At 65.1% G+C, this 17,285-nt stretch carries 15 protein-coding genes; 12 read left to right on the top strand and 3 right to left on the bottom strand.

Features of this window, described 5'->3' with window-relative positions:
• The first annotated feature begins 82 nt into the window (after positions 1-82).
• The 12 genes from WJU18_RS25895 to WJU18_RS25840 all read left to right on the top strand — a co-directional run bounded on the left by WJU18_RS25895 (position 83) and on the right by WJU18_RS25840 (position 14,447).
• On the top strand, positions 83-1,321 hold the full coding sequence (locus WJU18_RS25895; RefSeq protein WP_423461096.1) for a multifunctional CCA addition/repair protein: 1,239 nt from the start codon (positions 83-85) through the stop codon (positions 1,319-1,321).
• 8 nt (positions 1,322-1,329) lie between these two features.
• On the top strand, positions 1,330-1,950 hold the full coding sequence (locus tag WJU18_RS25890) for a TetR/AcrR family transcriptional regulator (protein WP_423456741.1): 621 nt from the start codon (positions 1,330-1,332) through the stop codon (positions 1,948-1,950).
• Positions 1,951-1,952: 2 nt separating this feature from the next.
• Positions 1,953-2,903 (top strand): HlyD family secretion protein, encoded by a 951-nt coding sequence (locus WJU18_RS25885; RefSeq protein ID WP_423456740.1) that lies wholly within the window; start codon positions 1,953-1,955, stop codon positions 2,901-2,903.
• A gap of 7 nt (positions 2,904-2,910) precedes the next feature.
• Complete coding sequence (locus tag WJU18_RS25880) at positions 2,911-3,882, top strand: ABC transporter ATP-binding protein (RefSeq protein ID WP_423456739.1); 972 nt, start codon at positions 2,911-2,913, stop codon at positions 3,880-3,882.
• The gene (locus WJU18_RS25875; RefSeq protein ID WP_423456738.1) at positions 3,879-5,054 is read left to right on the top strand and encodes an ABC transporter permease; all 1,176 of its coding nucleotides are present in this window, start codon (positions 3,879-3,881) and stop codon (positions 5,052-5,054) included. Before WJU18_RS25880 ends, WJU18_RS25875 begins: the two co-directional genes overlap by 4 nt.
• 250 nt (positions 5,055-5,304) lie before the next feature.
• Positions 5,305-7,584 (top strand): AMP-binding protein, encoded by a 2,280-nt coding sequence (locus WJU18_RS25870; protein WP_423456736.1) that lies wholly within the window; start codon positions 5,305-5,307, stop codon positions 7,582-7,584.
• A 10-nt stretch (positions 7,585-7,594) separates the two neighbouring features.
• A complete protein-coding gene (locus WJU18_RS25865) occupies positions 7,595-8,566 on the top strand; it encodes an ABC transporter permease (protein WP_423456734.1) in 972 nt (323 codons plus the stop codon).
• Positions 8,567-8,636: 70 nt separating this feature from the next.
• Positions 8,637-9,659, top strand: a complete 1,023-nt coding sequence (locus tag WJU18_RS25860; RefSeq protein WP_423456733.1) for a sugar ABC transporter substrate-binding protein — start codon at positions 8,637-8,639, stop codon at positions 9,657-9,659.
• Between the two features lie 19 nt (positions 9,660-9,678).
• Positions 9,679-11,793 (top strand): ABC transporter permease, encoded by a 2,115-nt coding sequence (locus tag WJU18_RS25855; protein ID WP_423456732.1) that lies wholly within the window; start codon positions 9,679-9,681, stop codon positions 11,791-11,793.
• Positions 11,793-12,155, top strand: coding sequence for a hypothetical protein (locus WJU18_RS25850; protein ID WP_423456731.1), 363 nt, complete (start codon positions 11,793-11,795; stop codon positions 12,153-12,155). The genes WJU18_RS25855 and WJU18_RS25850 overlap by 1 nt, the downstream gene beginning before the upstream one ends.
• Positions 12,097-12,924: a hypothetical protein gene (locus WJU18_RS25845; protein ID WP_423456729.1), complete on the top strand. Its 828-nt coding sequence runs from the start codon at positions 12,097-12,099 to the stop codon at positions 12,922-12,924. Before WJU18_RS25850 ends, WJU18_RS25845 begins: the two co-directional genes overlap by 59 nt.
• Positions 12,921-14,447 carry a sugar ABC transporter ATP-binding protein gene (locus WJU18_RS25840; RefSeq protein WP_423456728.1) on the top strand — a complete coding sequence of 509 codons (1,527 nt, stop codon included), beginning with the start codon at positions 12,921-12,923 and terminating at the stop codon, positions 14,445-14,447. Before WJU18_RS25845 ends, WJU18_RS25840 begins: the two co-directional genes overlap by 4 nt.
• Before the next feature lie 30 nt (positions 14,448-14,477).
• Here WJU18_RS25840 and WJU18_RS25835 read toward each other — a convergent pair whose 3' ends face one another.
• Genes WJU18_RS25835 through WJU18_RS25825 form a run of 3 tightly spaced genes read right to left on the bottom strand, consistent with a single transcriptional unit; the run spans position 14,478 to position 17,223 of the window.
• Positions 14,478-15,437: a LysR family transcriptional regulator gene (locus WJU18_RS25835; protein ID WP_423456727.1), complete on the bottom strand. Its 960-nt coding sequence runs from the start codon at positions 15,435-15,437 to the stop codon at positions 14,478-14,480.
• A gap of 8 nt (positions 15,438-15,445) precedes the next feature.
• A complete protein-coding gene (locus tag WJU18_RS25830; protein ID WP_423456726.1) occupies positions 15,446-16,246 on the bottom strand; it encodes an alpha/beta fold hydrolase in 801 nt (266 codons plus the stop codon).
• Positions 16,243-17,223 (bottom strand): Bug family tripartite tricarboxylate transporter substrate binding protein, encoded by a 981-nt coding sequence (locus tag WJU18_RS25825; RefSeq protein WP_423456724.1) that lies wholly within the window; start codon positions 17,221-17,223, stop codon positions 16,243-16,245. The genes WJU18_RS25830 and WJU18_RS25825 overlap by 4 nt, the downstream gene beginning before the upstream one ends.
• Positions 17,224-17,285: the final 62 nt, after the last annotated feature.

Below are 17,285 nucleotides of genomic sequence, written 5' to 3'. Positions count from 1 at the left end.
CTTCCCCTTGAAGACCCTTGCAGGAAAGCATGGCCATTCCCGGGTACATAACTCCCTGCTCCCTCGGGGGTAATATTCAATGATGCAGATTTACATGGTTGGCGGCGCGGTGCGCGATCGCTTGTTGGGCTTGCCGGTGCAGGACCAGGATTGGGTGGTGGTGGGAGCCACGCCGGAGCAAATGGCGGCGCAAGGCTTCGTGCCCGTGGGCAAGGATTTTCCTGTGTTCCTTCATCCGACCTCGCACGAGGAGTACGCGTTGGCGCGTACCGAACGCAAGAGCGGGCGCGGCTACCGGGGCTTTACCGTGTTTGCCGACGCCAGCGTGACGCTGGAGGAGGATCTGGCGCGGCGCGATCTGACCATCAATGCCATGGCCGCGCACGAGGATCCCGCCCGCGGCCTGATCGACCCCTTCGGCGGCCAGCGCGATCTGGCCGGCAAGGTGCTGCGCCACGTGACGGAAGCCTTTCGCGAAGACCCCGTGAGAATCCTGCGGCTCGCGCGTTTCGCGGCGCGCTTCCATGATTTCTCCATCGCACCTGAAACCATGGCGTTGATGCGGGATATGGTGCAGGACGGCGAGGCGGACCATCTGGTGGCCGAACGCGTGTGGCAGGAGCTTTCGCGCGGGTTGATGGAGCAGCATCCCGAGCGCATGTTCGAGGTCTTGCGCGAATGTGGCGCCCTGCGTGTGGTCCTGTCCGAGGTCGATCGCCTCTGGGGTGTGCCGCAGCGCGCCGAATACCACCCCGAGGTCGATACGGGTGTGCACCTGATGCTGGTACTACAGATGGCGGCCCGCCTGCAGGCTTCGCTGCCCGTGCGCTACGCATGCCTTACGCATGATCTTGGCAAAGGTACTACGCCAGCGGATATTCTGCCGCGCCACATTGGCCATGAGCAGCGCAGCGCCAAGCTGCTGCGCGCGCTGTCGCAACGCCTTCGGGTGCCTACGGACTGCCATGCGCTGGCCGACGTGGTGGCGCGTGAGCACGGCAATATCCATCGCAGCGGCGAATTGGGCGCGGCGGCCCTGGTGCGGTTGCTGGAGCGCTGCGATGCCTTCCGCAAGCCGGGGCGCCTGCCGGATATTCTCCTGGCCTGCGAATGCGACGCGCGCGGACGCCAGGGGATGCAGGAGCAGGCGTATCCGCAAGGGGCGCGCCTGATGCAGGCCTTGGCCGCTGCCCAATCCGTGGCCACTGATGAGATCGCGCGTGCGGCGCAGGCCCGGGGCGCTGCTGGCGAGCAGATCGGAGACGCGGTGCGGCGCGCTCGGGTGGCGGCGGTGGCTGAGATGGTCGCCCTCGCCGGATAATCAAGCCCATGGCCCGTCCTATTTCCGCTTCACACGACCAGCGCCGAGATGAAATCCTCGAGGTCGCGGCGACTTGCTTTGCGCAGCAGAGCTACCCCGCCACCAGCATGAACGACATCGCGGCGGCCTGTGGCACTTCCAAGGCGCGGCTTTATCACTACTACAGCAGCAAGGAAGCCATTCTTTTCGATCTGCTGGACCGGTATACGCAGAAGCTGCTGCTCATCATCGGCCAGGCCGAGGCGCGGGCCGAACGGCAGGCCATGGATGACCGCGCCGCATTGCACGAGCTGGTGCGCGCCTTCCTGAGCGAGTATGAAACCTCCGCCACGCGGCATGCGGCGCTGCTGGGCAGCACCCAGTTCCTGGCCACCGAACAGCGCGAAATCATCCTCAACCGGCAGCGTGATGTGGTCGCCGCCGTGGGCCGTTTCATGCGGCGTGCTTACCCCGCGCGGATGAACGCGCACAACCAGATGGCCATCACCATGACCTTGTTCGGCATGATCAACTGGACATTCACCTGGTTGCGCCCCGGCGGTCCGCTGAGCTATGCGGACTTTGCCGAAGAGGTGATCGGCATGCTGGAGCACGGGTTGGTCGATCTGCCCTCGACATCTGCCCTGTAGTCATGCGTCTGCTTGCCTCCTGCTTGACTCTGGTGATCGTGGCCTGCACGCCGGCGCCGCCGCAGGGGTGGTCGGGCTACGCTGAAGGCGACTACATCTACATGGCCGCTCCCATCGGAGGAAGCCTGGAACAACTGGCCGTGCAGCCTGGCGATCAAGTGAAGGCAGGCGCCGCGCTGTTCGTGCTCGAAGACGAGGCCGAACGAGCCGCCGAGGCGCAGGCCGGTGCGCAGCTTGAGGCGGCCCGCGCCCAGGCGGCCAACATCCAGACGGGGCGCCGGCCAGAAGAAATCGCGGTGATCCGCTCGCAGCTGGCCCAGGCGCGTGCCCAGGCACTGCTGGCGCAGGAGGAACTGGCCAGGCGGCAAACCCTGACCCCTGGCGGAGCAGTTTCCGCCAGTGAACTCGATACCGCACGCGCCACCGCCGCGCAGACCCGCGCACGCGTGGGTGAGCTGGAGGCCAGCCTGCGCACGGCCGAGTTGCCCGCGCGTGCGGACGAGCGCGTGGCTGCCCAGGCCCAGGCGCAGGCCGCCAGCGCCGCTCTGCGGCAAACTGAATGGCGGCGAGCGCAGAAGCAGCAGCGCGCGCCTGTGGACGCCCAGGTGGCCGATACCTTTTTCCGCCAGGGAGAATACGTGAGCGCGGGCCAGCCGGTGGTCTCGCTGCTGCCGCCAGCCAATATCAAGGCACGCTTCTTCGTGCCTGAAGCAGAGTTTGGCCGCCTCAAGATCGGCGAGGCGGTGCAACTGGTCTGCGACGGGTGCGGCGCGCCTATCCAAGCCCGTATCAGCCGCATGGCCACACAGCCTGAATACACCCCACCGGTGATCTACTCGAACGAGCAGCGCGCCAAGCTGGTGTTCATGGTCGAGGCCCGGCCCGCGCCCCAGGATGCCATCCGCCTGAAGCCCGGCCAGCCGATCGGTGTGCAGCCCGTTGCAGCGCCATGAGCAGGTGATGAACGCACAGGCCGCCGCCATGGAATCGCTCGCCATCGACGTGCGCGGCCTGACCAAACGTTACGGTGGCCGCGCGGTGGTCGATGGCGTGGATCTGCAGGTGCGCACGGGCCGCGTCTGCGGCTTTCTCGGCCCCAACGGCAGCGGCAAGACGACCACCATCCGCATGCTCTGCGGCCTGCTGACGCCTGATGCTGGCGAGGGGTCGGTGCTAGGCCTCGATCTCCAGCGTGATGCACTGGCCATCAAGCGGCAGGTCGGCTACATGACGCAGAAGTTCGGTCTCTACGAAGACTTGTCGATCCGCCAGAACCTGGATTTCGTGGCGCGCCTGTTCGAGCTGAAGGACCGCCGCCAGGCTGTGGACGAGGCGCTGGCCCAACTCGGGTTGAGCGAACGGCAGCGGCAGCTGGCGGGTACCCTGTCCGGCGGATGGAAGCAGCGCCTGGCGCTGGCGGCATGCTTGATACACCAGCCGCGCCTGCTGCTGCTCGACGAGCCGACCGCCGGTGTCGATCCCAAGGCACGGCGCGATTTCTGGGACCAGATCCATCAGCTCGCGGCGCGCGGCATCACGGTGCTGGTTTCGACCCACTACATGGATGAAGCCGAGCGCTGCCACGAGTTGGTCTACATCGCCTACGGCCAGGTGCTCGCGCGCGGTACCGAAAGCCAGATCGTCGATGCCGCCGGCCTGACCGTATTCGAGCTTTCGGGGCCTGGCGCGGCTGCCGAGGCGGAGCCGCTGAAGGCGGCGCCGGGCGTGCAGAGCGTGGCGGCCTTTGGCTCCAGTCTGCACGTCGCGGGCCAGGACGAGGCCCTGCTGGAGCAGGCCGTGGCGCCACTCGCCCAGCGTCCCGGCGTGCATGTGGCGCGTGCGCGTGCGAACCTGGAAGATGTCTTCATCAGCCTGATCGGCCAGGCTCAAGACAATTTCGGGGAGGGTGGGGCGAAAGGGGCCGGCTCATGACGCAAGGAGGCAGCGGACCGCTCGCAGCGGGGGCGCATGGGAGCTCTTTCTCCTTCGCGCGGACAACGGCTGTCTTCGTCAAGGAATTCCAGCAGATGCTGCGGGACCGGCTGACCTTCGCCATGGCGGTGCTGATCCCTGTGCTTCAACTGGTGCTGTTCGGTTATGCCATCAACACCGATCCCAAGAATCTGCCTGCGGCCATCGTGGCTGCGGACGACGGGCCGCTCACACGCGCCCTGGTGACGGCCATGCAGAACACCGGCTACTTTCGCGTGGTCGCCAGCGGTATTGGCGAGGCGCAGGCCGATGATCTGCTGGCGCGCGGCGAAGCGCAATTCGTGATCGTCGTGCCGCCGCGGTTCGAGCATGATCTGCTGCGCGGCCAGCGCCCGGTCCTGTATGTGGCCGTGGACGCGACAGATCCCACCGCATCGGCCACCGCGCTGGCGGCGTTGAGCGGCGTTACCTCGCAGGCGCTGGCGCACGACCTGGTCGGGCCGCTGCGCCAACTCCAGGGCGGCGCCCCGCCTTACGAAGTGCGCGTTCACCGCCGCTACAACCCGGAAGGCCTTTCCCGCGTGAACATCGTGCCAGGCCTCATCGGCACCATTCTCACCATGACCATGGTCATGCTCACCAGCCTCGCCATGACACGCGAACGCGAGAGGGGCACCATGGAAAATCTGCTGGCCACCCCGGTACGCCCCCTGGAGGTCATGGTGGGCAAGATCGCGCCGTACGTGGTGATCGGGTATGTGCAACTGGCCGTGATCTTGCTGGTGGCCCGGGCGTTGTTCAAGGTCCCGATGGTGGGCAGCTTCCCGCTCCTGATGACCATGATCGGCATCTTCATCCTGGCCAGCCTGGCCGTGGGGTTTACCTTCAGCACGCTGGCGAAGAACCAGCTGCAGGCGGTGCAGATGACTTTCTTCTTCTTCCTGCCCTCGATCCTGCTGTCCGGCTTCATGTTTCCGTTCCGCGGCATGCCGGGCTGGGCTCAATGGATCGGCGAGGTGTTGCCGCTGACGCACTTCCTGCGCATCGTGCGCGGCATCATGCTCAAGGGCAGCACCTTGTCTGATGTGCTGCCCGATCTGTGGCCCATGCTGGGCTTCATGGCGGCCATGGGCATCGTCGCGCTCATGCGCTACCGGAAAACGCTGGACTGACCAGCGCGCCGGCGCGGGGCTTGCGCCAGCCGGGAACCGTCTCCTGCCAGCCGCCGCCTCACCTCCCCATCATGAATGCTGCACTGCAGCTAAGGGAAATTCCTCTCTTCGCGCGCTTGCCCATGGTCCGCAAAATGCCGGTCAGTAAAGGAGGTTACTCAAGAGTACCCAATGAGTTTCCTCTTTGAAAAAGCTCCTTTATCCATGCAGTTCCGGATCCACTCGATTGATGATGCACCCCTGAAGTCGAATGCCTACTGATTTGGTCGAATCGCCTTGGCAAAGCCGCACCGAGCGGCAGCAGGACCGCCATGCCAAGAAGGACGCCGTGCTGCTGGCGGCGGCCAGGCTGTTCACTTCCAAGGGGTTTCAGGGCACTTCGCTGGACGATATCGCCAGCAGCCTCGGGGTGAGCAAACCCACCGTCTACCACTACGTCGAGAACAAGGAGCAGATCCTGTTCGAGTGCGTCCAGCGCGGTCTGGAAGCCCTGCGGGCAGGGATCGGGGAAGCCATGCAACGCGGCTTGCCACCACGCGAGCGGCTGCGGGCGGTCATGGAAAGCTACGCTGGCATCGTGACCAGCGATTTCGGCCTCTGCGTCATCCGCGTGGGCGAAGACCCGCTGGCCGAGCCCCGGCGCCGCGAACTGCGGGCGCTCAAGGGAGAGATCGACACCGAATTCCACAGGCTTATCGAAGCCGGCATGGCCGAGGGCTGGATCGGCCCTGGCGATGCGGCGATGGCCTCATACACCGTGGTGGGCGCGCTGAGCGGCATCGGCCGCTGGTACCGCCCCGAAAGCCATCCGGCGCGCAGCCTGCAGGATGCCGTGCAGCACTGCATCGAGATGCTCATGCATGGCGTGCTCAGCGCGCCCTCGCCGGTACGGCCTTCGCAAACCACCTCATCTTCATGGTCTCAATGGGGAGATGGCATGCCCGACATGCGACGCGAAGTGCACTTCAAAGACAGGGTAGTGCGCTGCTTTGCCGAAAGACCCGTCAGCGTCGCCCAGATGCTGGCGGATGCCGTACGCCAGCACCCCGGCGGAGACGCGCTGGTCTGCGAGGGGGTGCGCTTGTCCTGGCGCGAGCTGCATCATGCGGCCACCAAGTGCGCCGGAGGGTTGGCCGCGCACGGTATTCAGCCGGGCGACCGCGTGGCCCTGTACCTGGACAACGGGCCTGAGTTCGTGATCGCCGTGTATGCCTGCGCCTGGCTGGGAGCGGTGGCCATGCCGGTGAGCGCGCGGGCCCGTACCGACGAACTTGCTTTCTCGCTCGGCGATGCCGGCACCGCGGCCATCATCTGTGCGCAATACCTGCAAGAGCTGGTGCCCTCCGCCGAAGCGCTTCCTCTGCTGCGCCACCGCTTCTCGACCGGTGCGGCGCAGCCGGGGTTCGGGTCCTTCACCGACCTGGTGCAGGCGGAGCCTCTTGCCGCCGCGCATGCCGCGAACGAGGAAGACCTGGCCGTCCTTCTGTACACCTCGGGCACGACCGGGCGCCCCAAGGGGGCGATGCTGACCCACCTGAACATCGTGCATTCGGTGATGCACTACGCCCATGCGATGACGCTGGCCCAAGCCGATCGCAGCATGATTGCCGTTCCGCTCAGCCACGTGACGGGGCTGGTCGCTCAGCTCTACACCATGCTGTATGCGCAGGGCTGCTCGGTGCTGATGACCAAATTCAAGGCAGCCGATTTCGCGCAACTGGCCGCGGCTGAGCGCATCACGCATACCGTGATGGTGCCCGCCATGTACAACCTGTGCCTGCTGCTGCCTGATCTGGAGCAGCACGACCTGAGCGCCTGGCGCATCGGCGCCTACGGCGGCGCGCCCATGCCCACGGCCACCATCGACGGCGTGGCCTCGCGCCTGCCTGGCCTTACCCTGATGAACGCCTACGGCGCTACGGAAACCTGCTCGCCCGCCACCATCATGCCGCCCGGCATGACCGCCGAACACCGCGACAGCGTGGGCCTGGCCGTGCCCTGCGGCGAGATCTGCGTGGTGGACGATACCGGCAATGAAGTGCCGCGCGGCGAGGTGGGCGAAATCTGGATCGCCGGACCGATGGTGGTGCCGGGCTACTGGCGCAACGAGCAAGCCACGGCCAGTGAATTCCGCGGCGGGTATTGGCGCTCCGGCGATATCGGCAGCATGGATGCCGATGGCTATGTGCGCATCCTCGACCGCAAGAAAGACGTGATCAACCGCGGGGGCTACAAGATCTTCTGTGCCACGGCGGAAAGCGTCCTGATGGAACATCCGCAGGTGATCGAGGCGGCGCTGGTCGGTGTGCCTTGCGCCGTGTTGGGCGAGCGGGTGCATGCCTTCGTGTGCGTCAGCACCCTGGGCAGCAGCACCCAGGCCGCCGCGCTGCAAGCCTTTTGCGCCGAGAGGATGGCGGACTACTCCGTGCCGGAGACATGGACCATTGGCACCGAGGCGTTACCGCGCAACCTGAACGGCAAGGTCATGAAGCGCGAGCTGCGGCAGTCGCTGCATGCAGCATTGAGTTGAAGGGGATGCAATGAAAAAATTCAAGGCTACTCAGCAAAGCATCGTCTTCGCTCTGTTCGCACTGCTTTTCATAGGCTTCGCTTTGTTCCTGCCGGGTTTTGCCCGTGTGGACAACCTGCTCACCCTGATCCAGAACGTGGCCTTTCTCGGCATCCTCGGGCTGGGGATGGCCGTGGTGGTGATCGGCCGCGGGATTGACATCTCCATGATCGCCGCGCTCGCCGTGCCTTCCGGTCTGCTGCTGGAGCTGGTGCAGGGTGGCCATCCGCTTTCCTCGGCCGCCTTGATCGCGCTCGGCCTCGCGCTGGTTTTCGGTCTGGTCAACGGCTGGCTGATCGCCTACGCAGAGGTGCCTTCGCTATTCACCACGCTGGCCTCGGGCCTGTTTCTCGCCGGGCTGGGACAGGCCTATTTCTTCCAACTGGAGGTGGTGCAATGGCCCGCCGCGCTCGACCCTGTGGCGTGGATGGGCCGGGGCGCGGTGGCAGGGGTGCCGATGCCGGTGGTGATGTTTGGCATCGCCGCCGCGGCCATGGCTTTCTTTCTGCGCCGCATGCGTGCCGGCGCATTCGTGTACGCGATCGGCGACAACCCCTTTGCCGCGCGTGCCACCGGCCTGCCGACGCGGCCCATGATGTTGCTGCAATACGTGCTGGCCGCGCTCATCGGTCTTTTCGCGGGCGTGGTGATGGCGGCGTCCGTGAGCAGCATGCCTACGCGCATCTTCAATTCCACCATGATCTACGACGTCGTGCTGGTCGTGGTGCTCGGCGGCATCGGCCTGTCAGGCGGCCGGGGCGGCGTGTTCAACGTGATCATCGGCACGCTTCTGATCGGCACCATGCTCAACGGCATGACGATCATGGATTTGTCCTATTCCGTGCAGAACATCATCAAGGGGATGGTGCTGCTCGCCGCGATCCTGATCGACTCCTTGCTCAATCCGCGCAACGAAGAGACCGCGCAGCAAGGAGATATCTGAATCCAAGCCCGGGCGCCAGGCGGCTTTTTTGGCGCCACATCCCAAGACCATTCACAACAGGAGACATGCAATGAACTTCGCACGCACGCTTGCCACCACCGCCAGGATCGCGGGCATTGCACTCGCGCTGGCAGCCTCGCAGTATGCGGCTGCCCAGGGCAAGGGCTTGAACGAACCCTTCCGCGATGCCTACAAGAAGGCACTGGCCGGCAAAACCGTGGGCTACATCCCCGTGGCCATGGGCTTCGATCTTGCCCAGGGCTGGTACGCCGGCTTGAAGAAAGAGCTGGAGCCGCTGGGCATGAAAATTGTCGCGCGCGATCCCAACTGGAACACCAATGCGGGCGCGCAGGCCTTTACCGCGCTCATGGCCGAGAAGCCCGCAGTGATCGTGCTCCACAACCCTGACGTGCAGACCTACGCCAAGCTCATCAAGAAGGCGGAGGCCGAAGGCATCTACGTGGTGCAGATCAACATGAGTTCGGCACAGCCCTCCACGGCGTTCATCGGCGCTGACTGGGTCGACGTGGGTGAGCGCAACGCCGAGGCCGTGGTGCAGGCGTGCAAGGGCAAGTCGAACAAGATCGCCATCCTGCAGGGAGCGCCCACGGCCGCCACGAGCGCCTACACCCTCAAGGGGGTGGAAAACGTGCTGGCGAAGAACCCGCAGATCAAGGTGGTCTCGAACCAGGCCGCCGATTGGGACGCCGCCAAGGCCAAGGGCCTGACGCAGACGGTGCTCAAGCAGAACCCTGATCTCTGCGGCATCGTCGGTTTCTGGGACGGCATGGACATCGGCACCGCGGCTGCCATCAAGGAAGCGGGCCTCACGGGCAAGGTCTTCCTCGCCACGTCCGGCGGCGGCGAACAGAAAGGGGCCTGCGATCAGGTCAAATCGGGCGCTTTCGATCTCGACGTGAGCTACGACGTGCCCACGCAAGCCTCCAACATGGCCGCCATGATCAAGTGGCTGGTGCAAGGTGGTGTGAAACCGGGCGCGGCCAAGCAGAGCATCTATACCACGCTCATCCCGATCACCAAGGAAAACGCAAGTGCCGAAGGCACATGCTGGAAGCTTGCTGCTACCAAATAAGTGAGCCGGAGCAGCACTGATGAACGAAACGCTCACCCGCCTGCGCTACCGGTACTGGCCTGACCACTGGGTGGGCGAGATTCTGTCCAAGCGCTGGACCGAGACCGCCATCCCTGTGCTGCTGCTGGTGGCGGTGCTGCTGGCCTCGGGCCAGTTCATCGCCAATTTCTGGTCGCCCGTGATGGTGGCCGATACCCTGCGGCAGGCGGGCGAGATCGGCTTCATCGTGCTCGGCCTGGCGCTGGTGATGATTGTCGGGGGCATCGATTTGTCGGTTGGCTCCACCTTCGCGCTTACCAACTTCTGCGCGCTGATGTGCATGCATGTGCTGAAGTGGCCGGTGGCCGCTTCGGTGCTGGCCACGCTGGTGTGCGGCGCTTTGCTCGGCGCAGTCAACGGGGTGCTGATCGGTTACCTGCGGCTGCGCGCTTTTCTGACCACGCTCATCACGCTCATCATCTTCCGCTCGGTCTACGAGATCCTGAGCCTTCAGTATTCCACCGAGATCGCGGGATCGCTTCCTGATTCGGAAGTCTGGGATTTCCTGGGCAATGGCACGTTCCTTGGCTTGCCCACCGTGGCCTGGGCCTACGCCGTGGTGGCGATCGCCGGCCACATGCTGCTCACCCGCCTGCGCGCAGGCTGGCACATCATGGCCATCGGCGGCTCGCGCCGCTCCGCCTACAACAGCGGCATTGCCGTGCGCCGTACGGTGGCCTTGTGCTATGTGGCTTCCGGTACCCTTTGCGGCGTGGCCGGGTGCTTCTTCGCCTCGCGCCTGGCCACGGCCGGCGCCGACATCGGCGCGGGCATGGAGGTGCTGGTGCTTACGGCCGCGGTGCTCGGCGGCATCAGCCTGGGCGGTGGCCGAGGCTCGGTCGCCAAAGCTCTGGTCGGCACGCTGCTGGTGCTCCTGATCACCAACGGCCTGACGTCCATGTCGGCTTCCGGCGGGGTGATCCGCATGGTGCTGGCTTCCATCCTGGTGCTGGCCGCTGTGATCGATGTGCGCTGGCTGAAGAACCGCCAGCGGATCGTCAGCAAGGTCTACGTGAGCCCCACCTACTTCGCGCTCCCGCCGTCGCCTCCCTGCACCGCAGAAGAGGGCGGTGCCTACGCCGTCAACAACAAGCTGCGCGACGTCACGCAGATCGGCCTCGGCCAGATCGAATCGCCTGAAGACGTCATCCTGGACCGTGAAGACAATCTCTACGCCGGCTCGCGCCATGGCGACGTGATCCGCTTCTTCGCGCCGGACTACCAGCGCATGGAGGTCTATGCGCACATCGGGGGCCAGACCCTCGGCATGGCCTTCGACCGCCAGGACAACCTGCTCGTGTGCGTAGGGGGCATGGGCCTGTACCGGGTCACGCCCGAGCGCAAGGTCGAGCGAGTGACCGACGAGACCAACCGCAGCTGGACGTCGATCAACGACGACAGCCGCCTGCGCCTGGCGGACGATCTGGACATCGCCGACGACGGGCGCATCTTCTTCAGCGAAGCCACGGTGCGTTATGAAATGCACGAGTGGCCTGTGGACGGGCTGGAGGCGCGTGGCAACGGACGCATCGTTTGCTATGACCCGCGTGATGGCTCCACACGCACCGTGCTGCGCGGGCTGCGGTTCCCGAACGGCATTGCCATCGCAAGCGACGGCCAGTCGATCCTGTTCGCCGAAACCTGGGGTTGCTGCATCAAGCGCTACTGGTTCGATGGACCAAAGGCAGGCCAGGTGCAGATGGTGATCGACAACCTGCCCGGCTATCCCGACAACATCAACCTCGCCTCCGACGGCAACTACTGGCTGGCCCTGGTGGGCATGCGCGCGCCTGCCTATGACCTCGCCATGCGCATGCCGGGCTTCCGCCGCCGCATGGCCACGCGCGTGGCGGGGGACGAATGGCTGTTTCCCAACATCAACACCGGTTGCGTGCTGAAGTTCAACGAAGCCGGCCAGGTGCTTGAAACCTTGTGGGATCTGGGCGGCGAAAACCATCCCATGATCACTTCCATGCGCGAGCACCGCGGCTACCTCTACCTGGGCGGCATCTCGAACAACCGCATTGGCCGCTACAAGCTCGAAGGGGCCGATCCCGGCTTCGCGCAATACGAGCAGCGCTGGAGGAACGCCTGATGCTGAATACCCTTCGCGGATTCACCGACCGTCTGCTGGGCCGCGGCAGCGCGGCGATCGCCGTGCCGGTGATGGATGGCGTGCTCAAACCCAATCGTGCGCTCGATCACGCCGCGGTGGTGGCCGAACTGCCCGGCATCGATGACCTCGCCAGCACCCCGGGCGCGCTGTGGATTGCCGCCGGCACCGCACTGCACAAACTGGACGCGGCGGGGCTGGCGCAGGTCCGGAGCTTCGATCAGCCCATCACTGCCTTGGCCGCCGCGCCTGACGGCACCCTGGCCGTGGCCTTGGGGGGGGAAGGTGCAGTTGCTTGCTCCGGGGGCCGTTGTCTATGGTGCCGCCACCGATACATTGACTGAAGCAGCGGGGCGTCCCCTTCGCAGCGTCAATGCGCTGGCCTTCGATCCCGAAGGCCAGCGGTGGCTGCTGACGGAAGGTTCCGCCTCGTTCGAGCCCGAGCGCTGGTGCCATGACCTGATGACGCATGGCGCCTCGGGCCGGGTCTGCGCCTGGGCTCCGCAGAGCGGTGGCGCGCAGGAATTGGTGAGCGGACTGCGCCATGCTTTCGGGGTGCTTCCGCAGCCCGGCGGCCAACTTCTTGCCAGCGAGAGTTGGCGGCACCGGGTAGTGCTGTACCAGGGCGGCAAGGCGGCGCCCACGGCGCTGCTGGCGGATCTGCCTGGGTATTCCTCTCGCATGGCGCTAGCCGAGGGCGGAGGCTTCTGGCTCAGCTGCTTCGTGTGCAGGACTCAACTGGTGGAGTTCGTGCTGCGCGAAGATGCCTACCGCCGCCGTATGGTGGCGGAGATTGACCCGCGCTACTGGATCGCGCCCGCGCTGTCTTCCGGCAAGAGCTTTCTCGAGCCTTTGCAGGGTGCCGGCGTCAAGCAGATGGGCATGCTCAAGCCTTGGGCGCCGCCGCGCTCCTATGGACTGGTGGTCCGGGTGGATGCGAAAGGCCAGGTTATCTCGTCACTGCACAGCCAGGTGGACGGCCATCACCATGGCATCACGGCGGTGGCCGAATTCGGCGGCGCCCTGTACGCCGTATCCAAGGGAAGCGGGCGCTTGCTGCGAGTGTCGCTTGCGGAGGACCAAGGCCACGCGCCGCAAGGGGGAGCACGATGAGCGAACGAACGCCAGTGAGCGAAGCGGGTGACCATGCGCTGGAGCTGCGGCAGGCCACCAAGAAATATGCGGGCGTGCCGGCGATCGAGGAAGTCGATTTCGCGCTGCGACGGGGCGAGATCCACGCCCTGCTGGGCGAGAACGGCGCTGGCAAATCCACGCTGACGAAGGTCATGGCCGGGGTGGTCCCACTTTCTTCGGGGCAGATGCTGGTGGACGGACGTCCCGTGCAACTGCACACGCCGCTGCAGGCGCGGCATGAAGGCATCGCCATGGTGTTCCAGGAAACCAGCCTGGTCCCCACGATGACCGTCGCGCAAAACCTCTTTCTGGGTCAGGAGCAGTTCTTCAACCGTCTGCGCGGTGTTTACATTGCCGCACAGCAGTTCCTGCAATCCCTGAACTTCGACGTGGATCCCACGGCCACCGTGGGCATGCTCGGCGCTGCCAAGAAGCAGATGGTGGAGATTGCGCGGGCGGTGCTGCACAAGGCGCGCATCATCATCTTTGACGAGCCCACGGCGAGCCTCACGCCGGAGGAAAAGAAATATTTCTTCGATCTCGTGTTCGACCTCAAGGCGCGCGGCGTATCGGTCATCTTCATCTCCCATGCGCTGGAAGAGGCGCTGCTGCTGGCTGACCGGATCACCGTGCTGCGCGATGGCAGACACGTGGTGACCGACGACAAGGTGAATTTCGACCGTGACCGCATCGTGCAGGCCATGGTGGGGCGGGACCTCTCGCAAACCCTTTACGGCCAGAAGAAGGACGCTGTGCGCCCGCAAGGCGAGTGCGTGCTTTCCGTGCGTAACCTGCGCATGGCCAACATGGTCAAGAACAACTCTCTCTCGGTCTTCGCGGGGCAGATCACCGGCGTGTTCGGCCTGGTCGGGGCCGGCCGTACCGAGACCTTCAAGGTGGTAGCGGGTTTGATCAAGCGGGATTTCTTTCATGGCGGAGAAATCCTGCTGCGGGGCAGGCCGGTGCGTTACCGCGTGGCACGCAAAGCAGTGCGTGACGGCATCGCCTACATCACCGAAGACCGCAAGTTCGAGGGCTTCTTCGAAACCATGTCGATCGCCCAGAACATCTACATGGGCCTGCTGGGCAAGCTTCCCGGCGCGGGCGGTCTGGTCTCGCGTGCCCGCGCGCGCGAAGTAGGCGAGCACTGGACGAAGCTTTTGAACGTGCGCGCCGTCAGCAAGGAAGCCGCCAAGGTCATCGAACTGTCAGGCGGCAACCAGCAGAAAGTCGTGATCGCCAAATCCCTCGTGCAGGAGCCCGATCTCATCATCTTCGACGAACCTACCCGAGGCGTTGACGTGGGTGCCATCGCGGAGATTCACGCCGAGATCAACCGGCTGGCGGATGCCGGCAAGGCCGTGGTGGTGATTTCTTCCTACCTGCCGGAGGTGATGGCGCTCTCCGACCGGATCCTGGTGGCCAAGCAAGGCAAGGTCGTGACCGAGTTCTCTTCCACCGAGGCCACCCAGGAAGCCATCATGTACGCGGCGATCCATTGACGTCTGGCCGGGGTAGACCGGGTGTCGGGGCTAGTTCGCAAGCCAAATCCCCTGGCGCGCGATCTGCCCGACGATGTCGGTCAATCGGGCGGCCACAGCGGTGACCGCCCGCGTAGGCCCCTTCGACTTGGAATAGGCCAGCGATACGATCCTCGAAAACGAGGGCTCGACGATTCGTGTGGCCTGCAGCTTGCCCTCCTGGATTTCGTTCCAGACAGCATGGATGGGCAGTACGGTGTAGAGCCCCTCGTCCGCAGAAAGCTGTTTTTGAAGCGGCAGCGAGTCCGCCTCGATCGCCGGTGTGATGGTGATCCGGCTTCTGCGCGCGCCGGCATCCAGCGCGGTGCGCAACCCGTTCGGCGCGGCAGGGAGGATGAAGGGCAGGCCATCGAGGCTCGAAAAGGGCACGGAAGGTTGCGAGGTGAGACGGTCGCCCTTGGCACCAATCAAATAGCTATCGACCGTGGCCAAGGCTTCTTCCTGGTCTGGCGGCGTCGGGCTGTAGCGGTAGAGAATTGCCAGATCGGCGCGCGCATCGGTCAACCACTCTTCCACTTGCCCGCTGGAGCCGTCCAGTATCTTCAGATTGACCCCGGGGTGCTTGGCCCGCACTTCGGCAAAGAGCCTGCCAATAAGGATGGTGCTGATGGAGGGGAGTGATGCGACGGTCACGCTGCCCACAGGCTCGTGCAGGTCCGCGCGGATGTCGTGTTCCAGGGCTTGGGCGCGTTCCAGCAACTCCTTCACTTGCGGAAAGAGTCGCTGGCCCGCTTCCGACAACTCCACGCCGCGCCCTGTGCGATTGAACAGGCGTGCGCCACATTCGCGTTCCAGCGCGTTCACTTGCCTGCTGAGGAAGGATTGGCTGCTGTCGAGGAAAAGCGCAGCGCGCGTCAAGCTGCCCAATTCACCGATCGCGACGAAAGATCGCCACTTCTGAAGATCGGCGGTGATGTCCAGCTCGAAATCGGAAGCCTTGGGTTTGTGCATGCGGTGGATTATCCAACCTGAGTCCCGAGACACCGCAACCAGCCGGTGATGGCGTCCGCGACCGCGCGTGGTTGCTCCGGCACCAGCGCATGGCTGGCATGGTCGATTTCATGGATAGTGACCTTGGCACCCAGTGCGTCGGCCAGCTCGCGCCGGGTGGCCGGTGGCCGCCAGGGATCTTGTGCGCCCTGCAGGTCGAGCAGGGGCGCGTGACCGCAGGCGAACCATTCGGATCTTGGCGGATGCTGCGCCGCTTCGCGATAGGCGGTCCGCCATTCGGGATGCCATCCTTGCAGCCAGCTGTGCGGATCGTTTCCAGGGGCAAACATGCAGAGGCGCAACGCACGAAGGCGTTCCGGTTCAGGGCGGGAAGTGTCCGAAGCCGTGGCCAGTGCCTCGGCCATGCCTGCCGGAAACTCCCGTGCCGCTGCGCCCAGCACCACCACGGCGCGCACCAGACGCGGGTGGCGCAGGTCTGTCATGCGCGCAACCCAGTGGCCGTATGCATGGCCTATGACCACCGCAGGCGCTGCGGCGAACGATTCGATCACTGCGGCGACATCGTCCGCCAGTGTCCCCAGCGTCATGCCCGGCGGCGGTGGGCTGCTGCTTCCCATGCCGCGGGGTTGCGGGCGCAGCACCCGAAAACCCGCTTCAGCCAGCAGACCCGCGAGCTCGTCGAAATCTTCCGAATCGCGAAGCGACGAAGGCAGCAGCACCAGCGTGGGGCCTGCACCTTCCGAGATCACGTCGAGGCCGACATGCCCGGCCTGCACGAGTTGACGCTCGCGGCCAGCCGGCGCCTTCACTCGACACGCGCTCCCGAGGCCTTCACGATGCGCTCCCATTTCGGGATGTCGCTGCGGATGAGCTTGCTGAATTCCTCGGGCGTGGTGGCCACAGGCTCGATACCCAGCGCGGTGAGCTGCTTCTTCAGGCCGGCATCCGCCATGGCGGCAACGACAGCCGCATTCAACCGTGCCACCACTTCGCCCGGCGTTCCCGCAGGTGCCAGCAGACCGAGCCAGTTGGACACCTCATAGCCCTTGAGGCCAGCCTCATCCAGGGTCGGCACCTGAGGGAGCGCCGCCATGCGTTTGATCGATGTCACGCCGAGGGCGTGGACACGGCCGGTCCGAATGAATTCCTCATACACCGTATAGGAGTCGAACGTGGCGTCTACCCGGCCCGCCAGCAGATCCGTGAGCAGCGGCGCGCTGCCCTTATAGGGAACATGCTGCAAATCCACGCCCGCCATGGTGGCAAAAAGCGCGCCGGAGAGATGGCTGGAGCTGCCGTTACCTGCGGAACCATAGGTGATCAAGCCTGGTTTGCTCTTGGCCAGCGCAATGAACTCGGCGGCGCTGCGTGCCTTGATCGAGGGGCCCACGACCAGGACGCGCGGTGTGATGTGCGTGAGCGCAATGGGTGTGAAATCCTTGACCGGGTCGTAGCGAAGCTTCGGGTACAGCGAGGGGTTGATCGCGTGCGTGCCCATCGTGGCGAAGAACACTGTATAGCCGTCGGCTGGCGCCCGCGCGACCATTTCCGCGGCCATGGTGCCGCCAGCACCGCCCCGGTTGTCGATGACGACCTGCTGGCCCAGATGCTCCCCCATATGGAGGGCCAGGCCGCGCGCCATCACATCGGCGGCGCCTCCCGCCGGAAATGGGACCACCATGCGCAGCGGCTTATCAGGAAAGGCGGCCCAGACGGGCAGGGGCGTGGCGGCAGCGGCCATGGCGAGCACAAAGGCGCGGCGGTCGAGTTTTTGAGTGATTTGCACGAAGTCTCCTGAAGTCTTCTGTTTGGCACGGACTTTAGCGAACGAATGCCGCTTAGCCTTGC

The organism is Ottowia sp. VDI28 (assembly GCF_049532675.1).
Classification (GTDB): Bacteria; Pseudomonadota; Gammaproteobacteria; order Burkholderiales; family Burkholderiaceae_C; genus Ottowia.
Note: the sequence above shows the minus strand (reverse complement) of the source record. Positions and strands in the feature narration are given on the sequence as shown.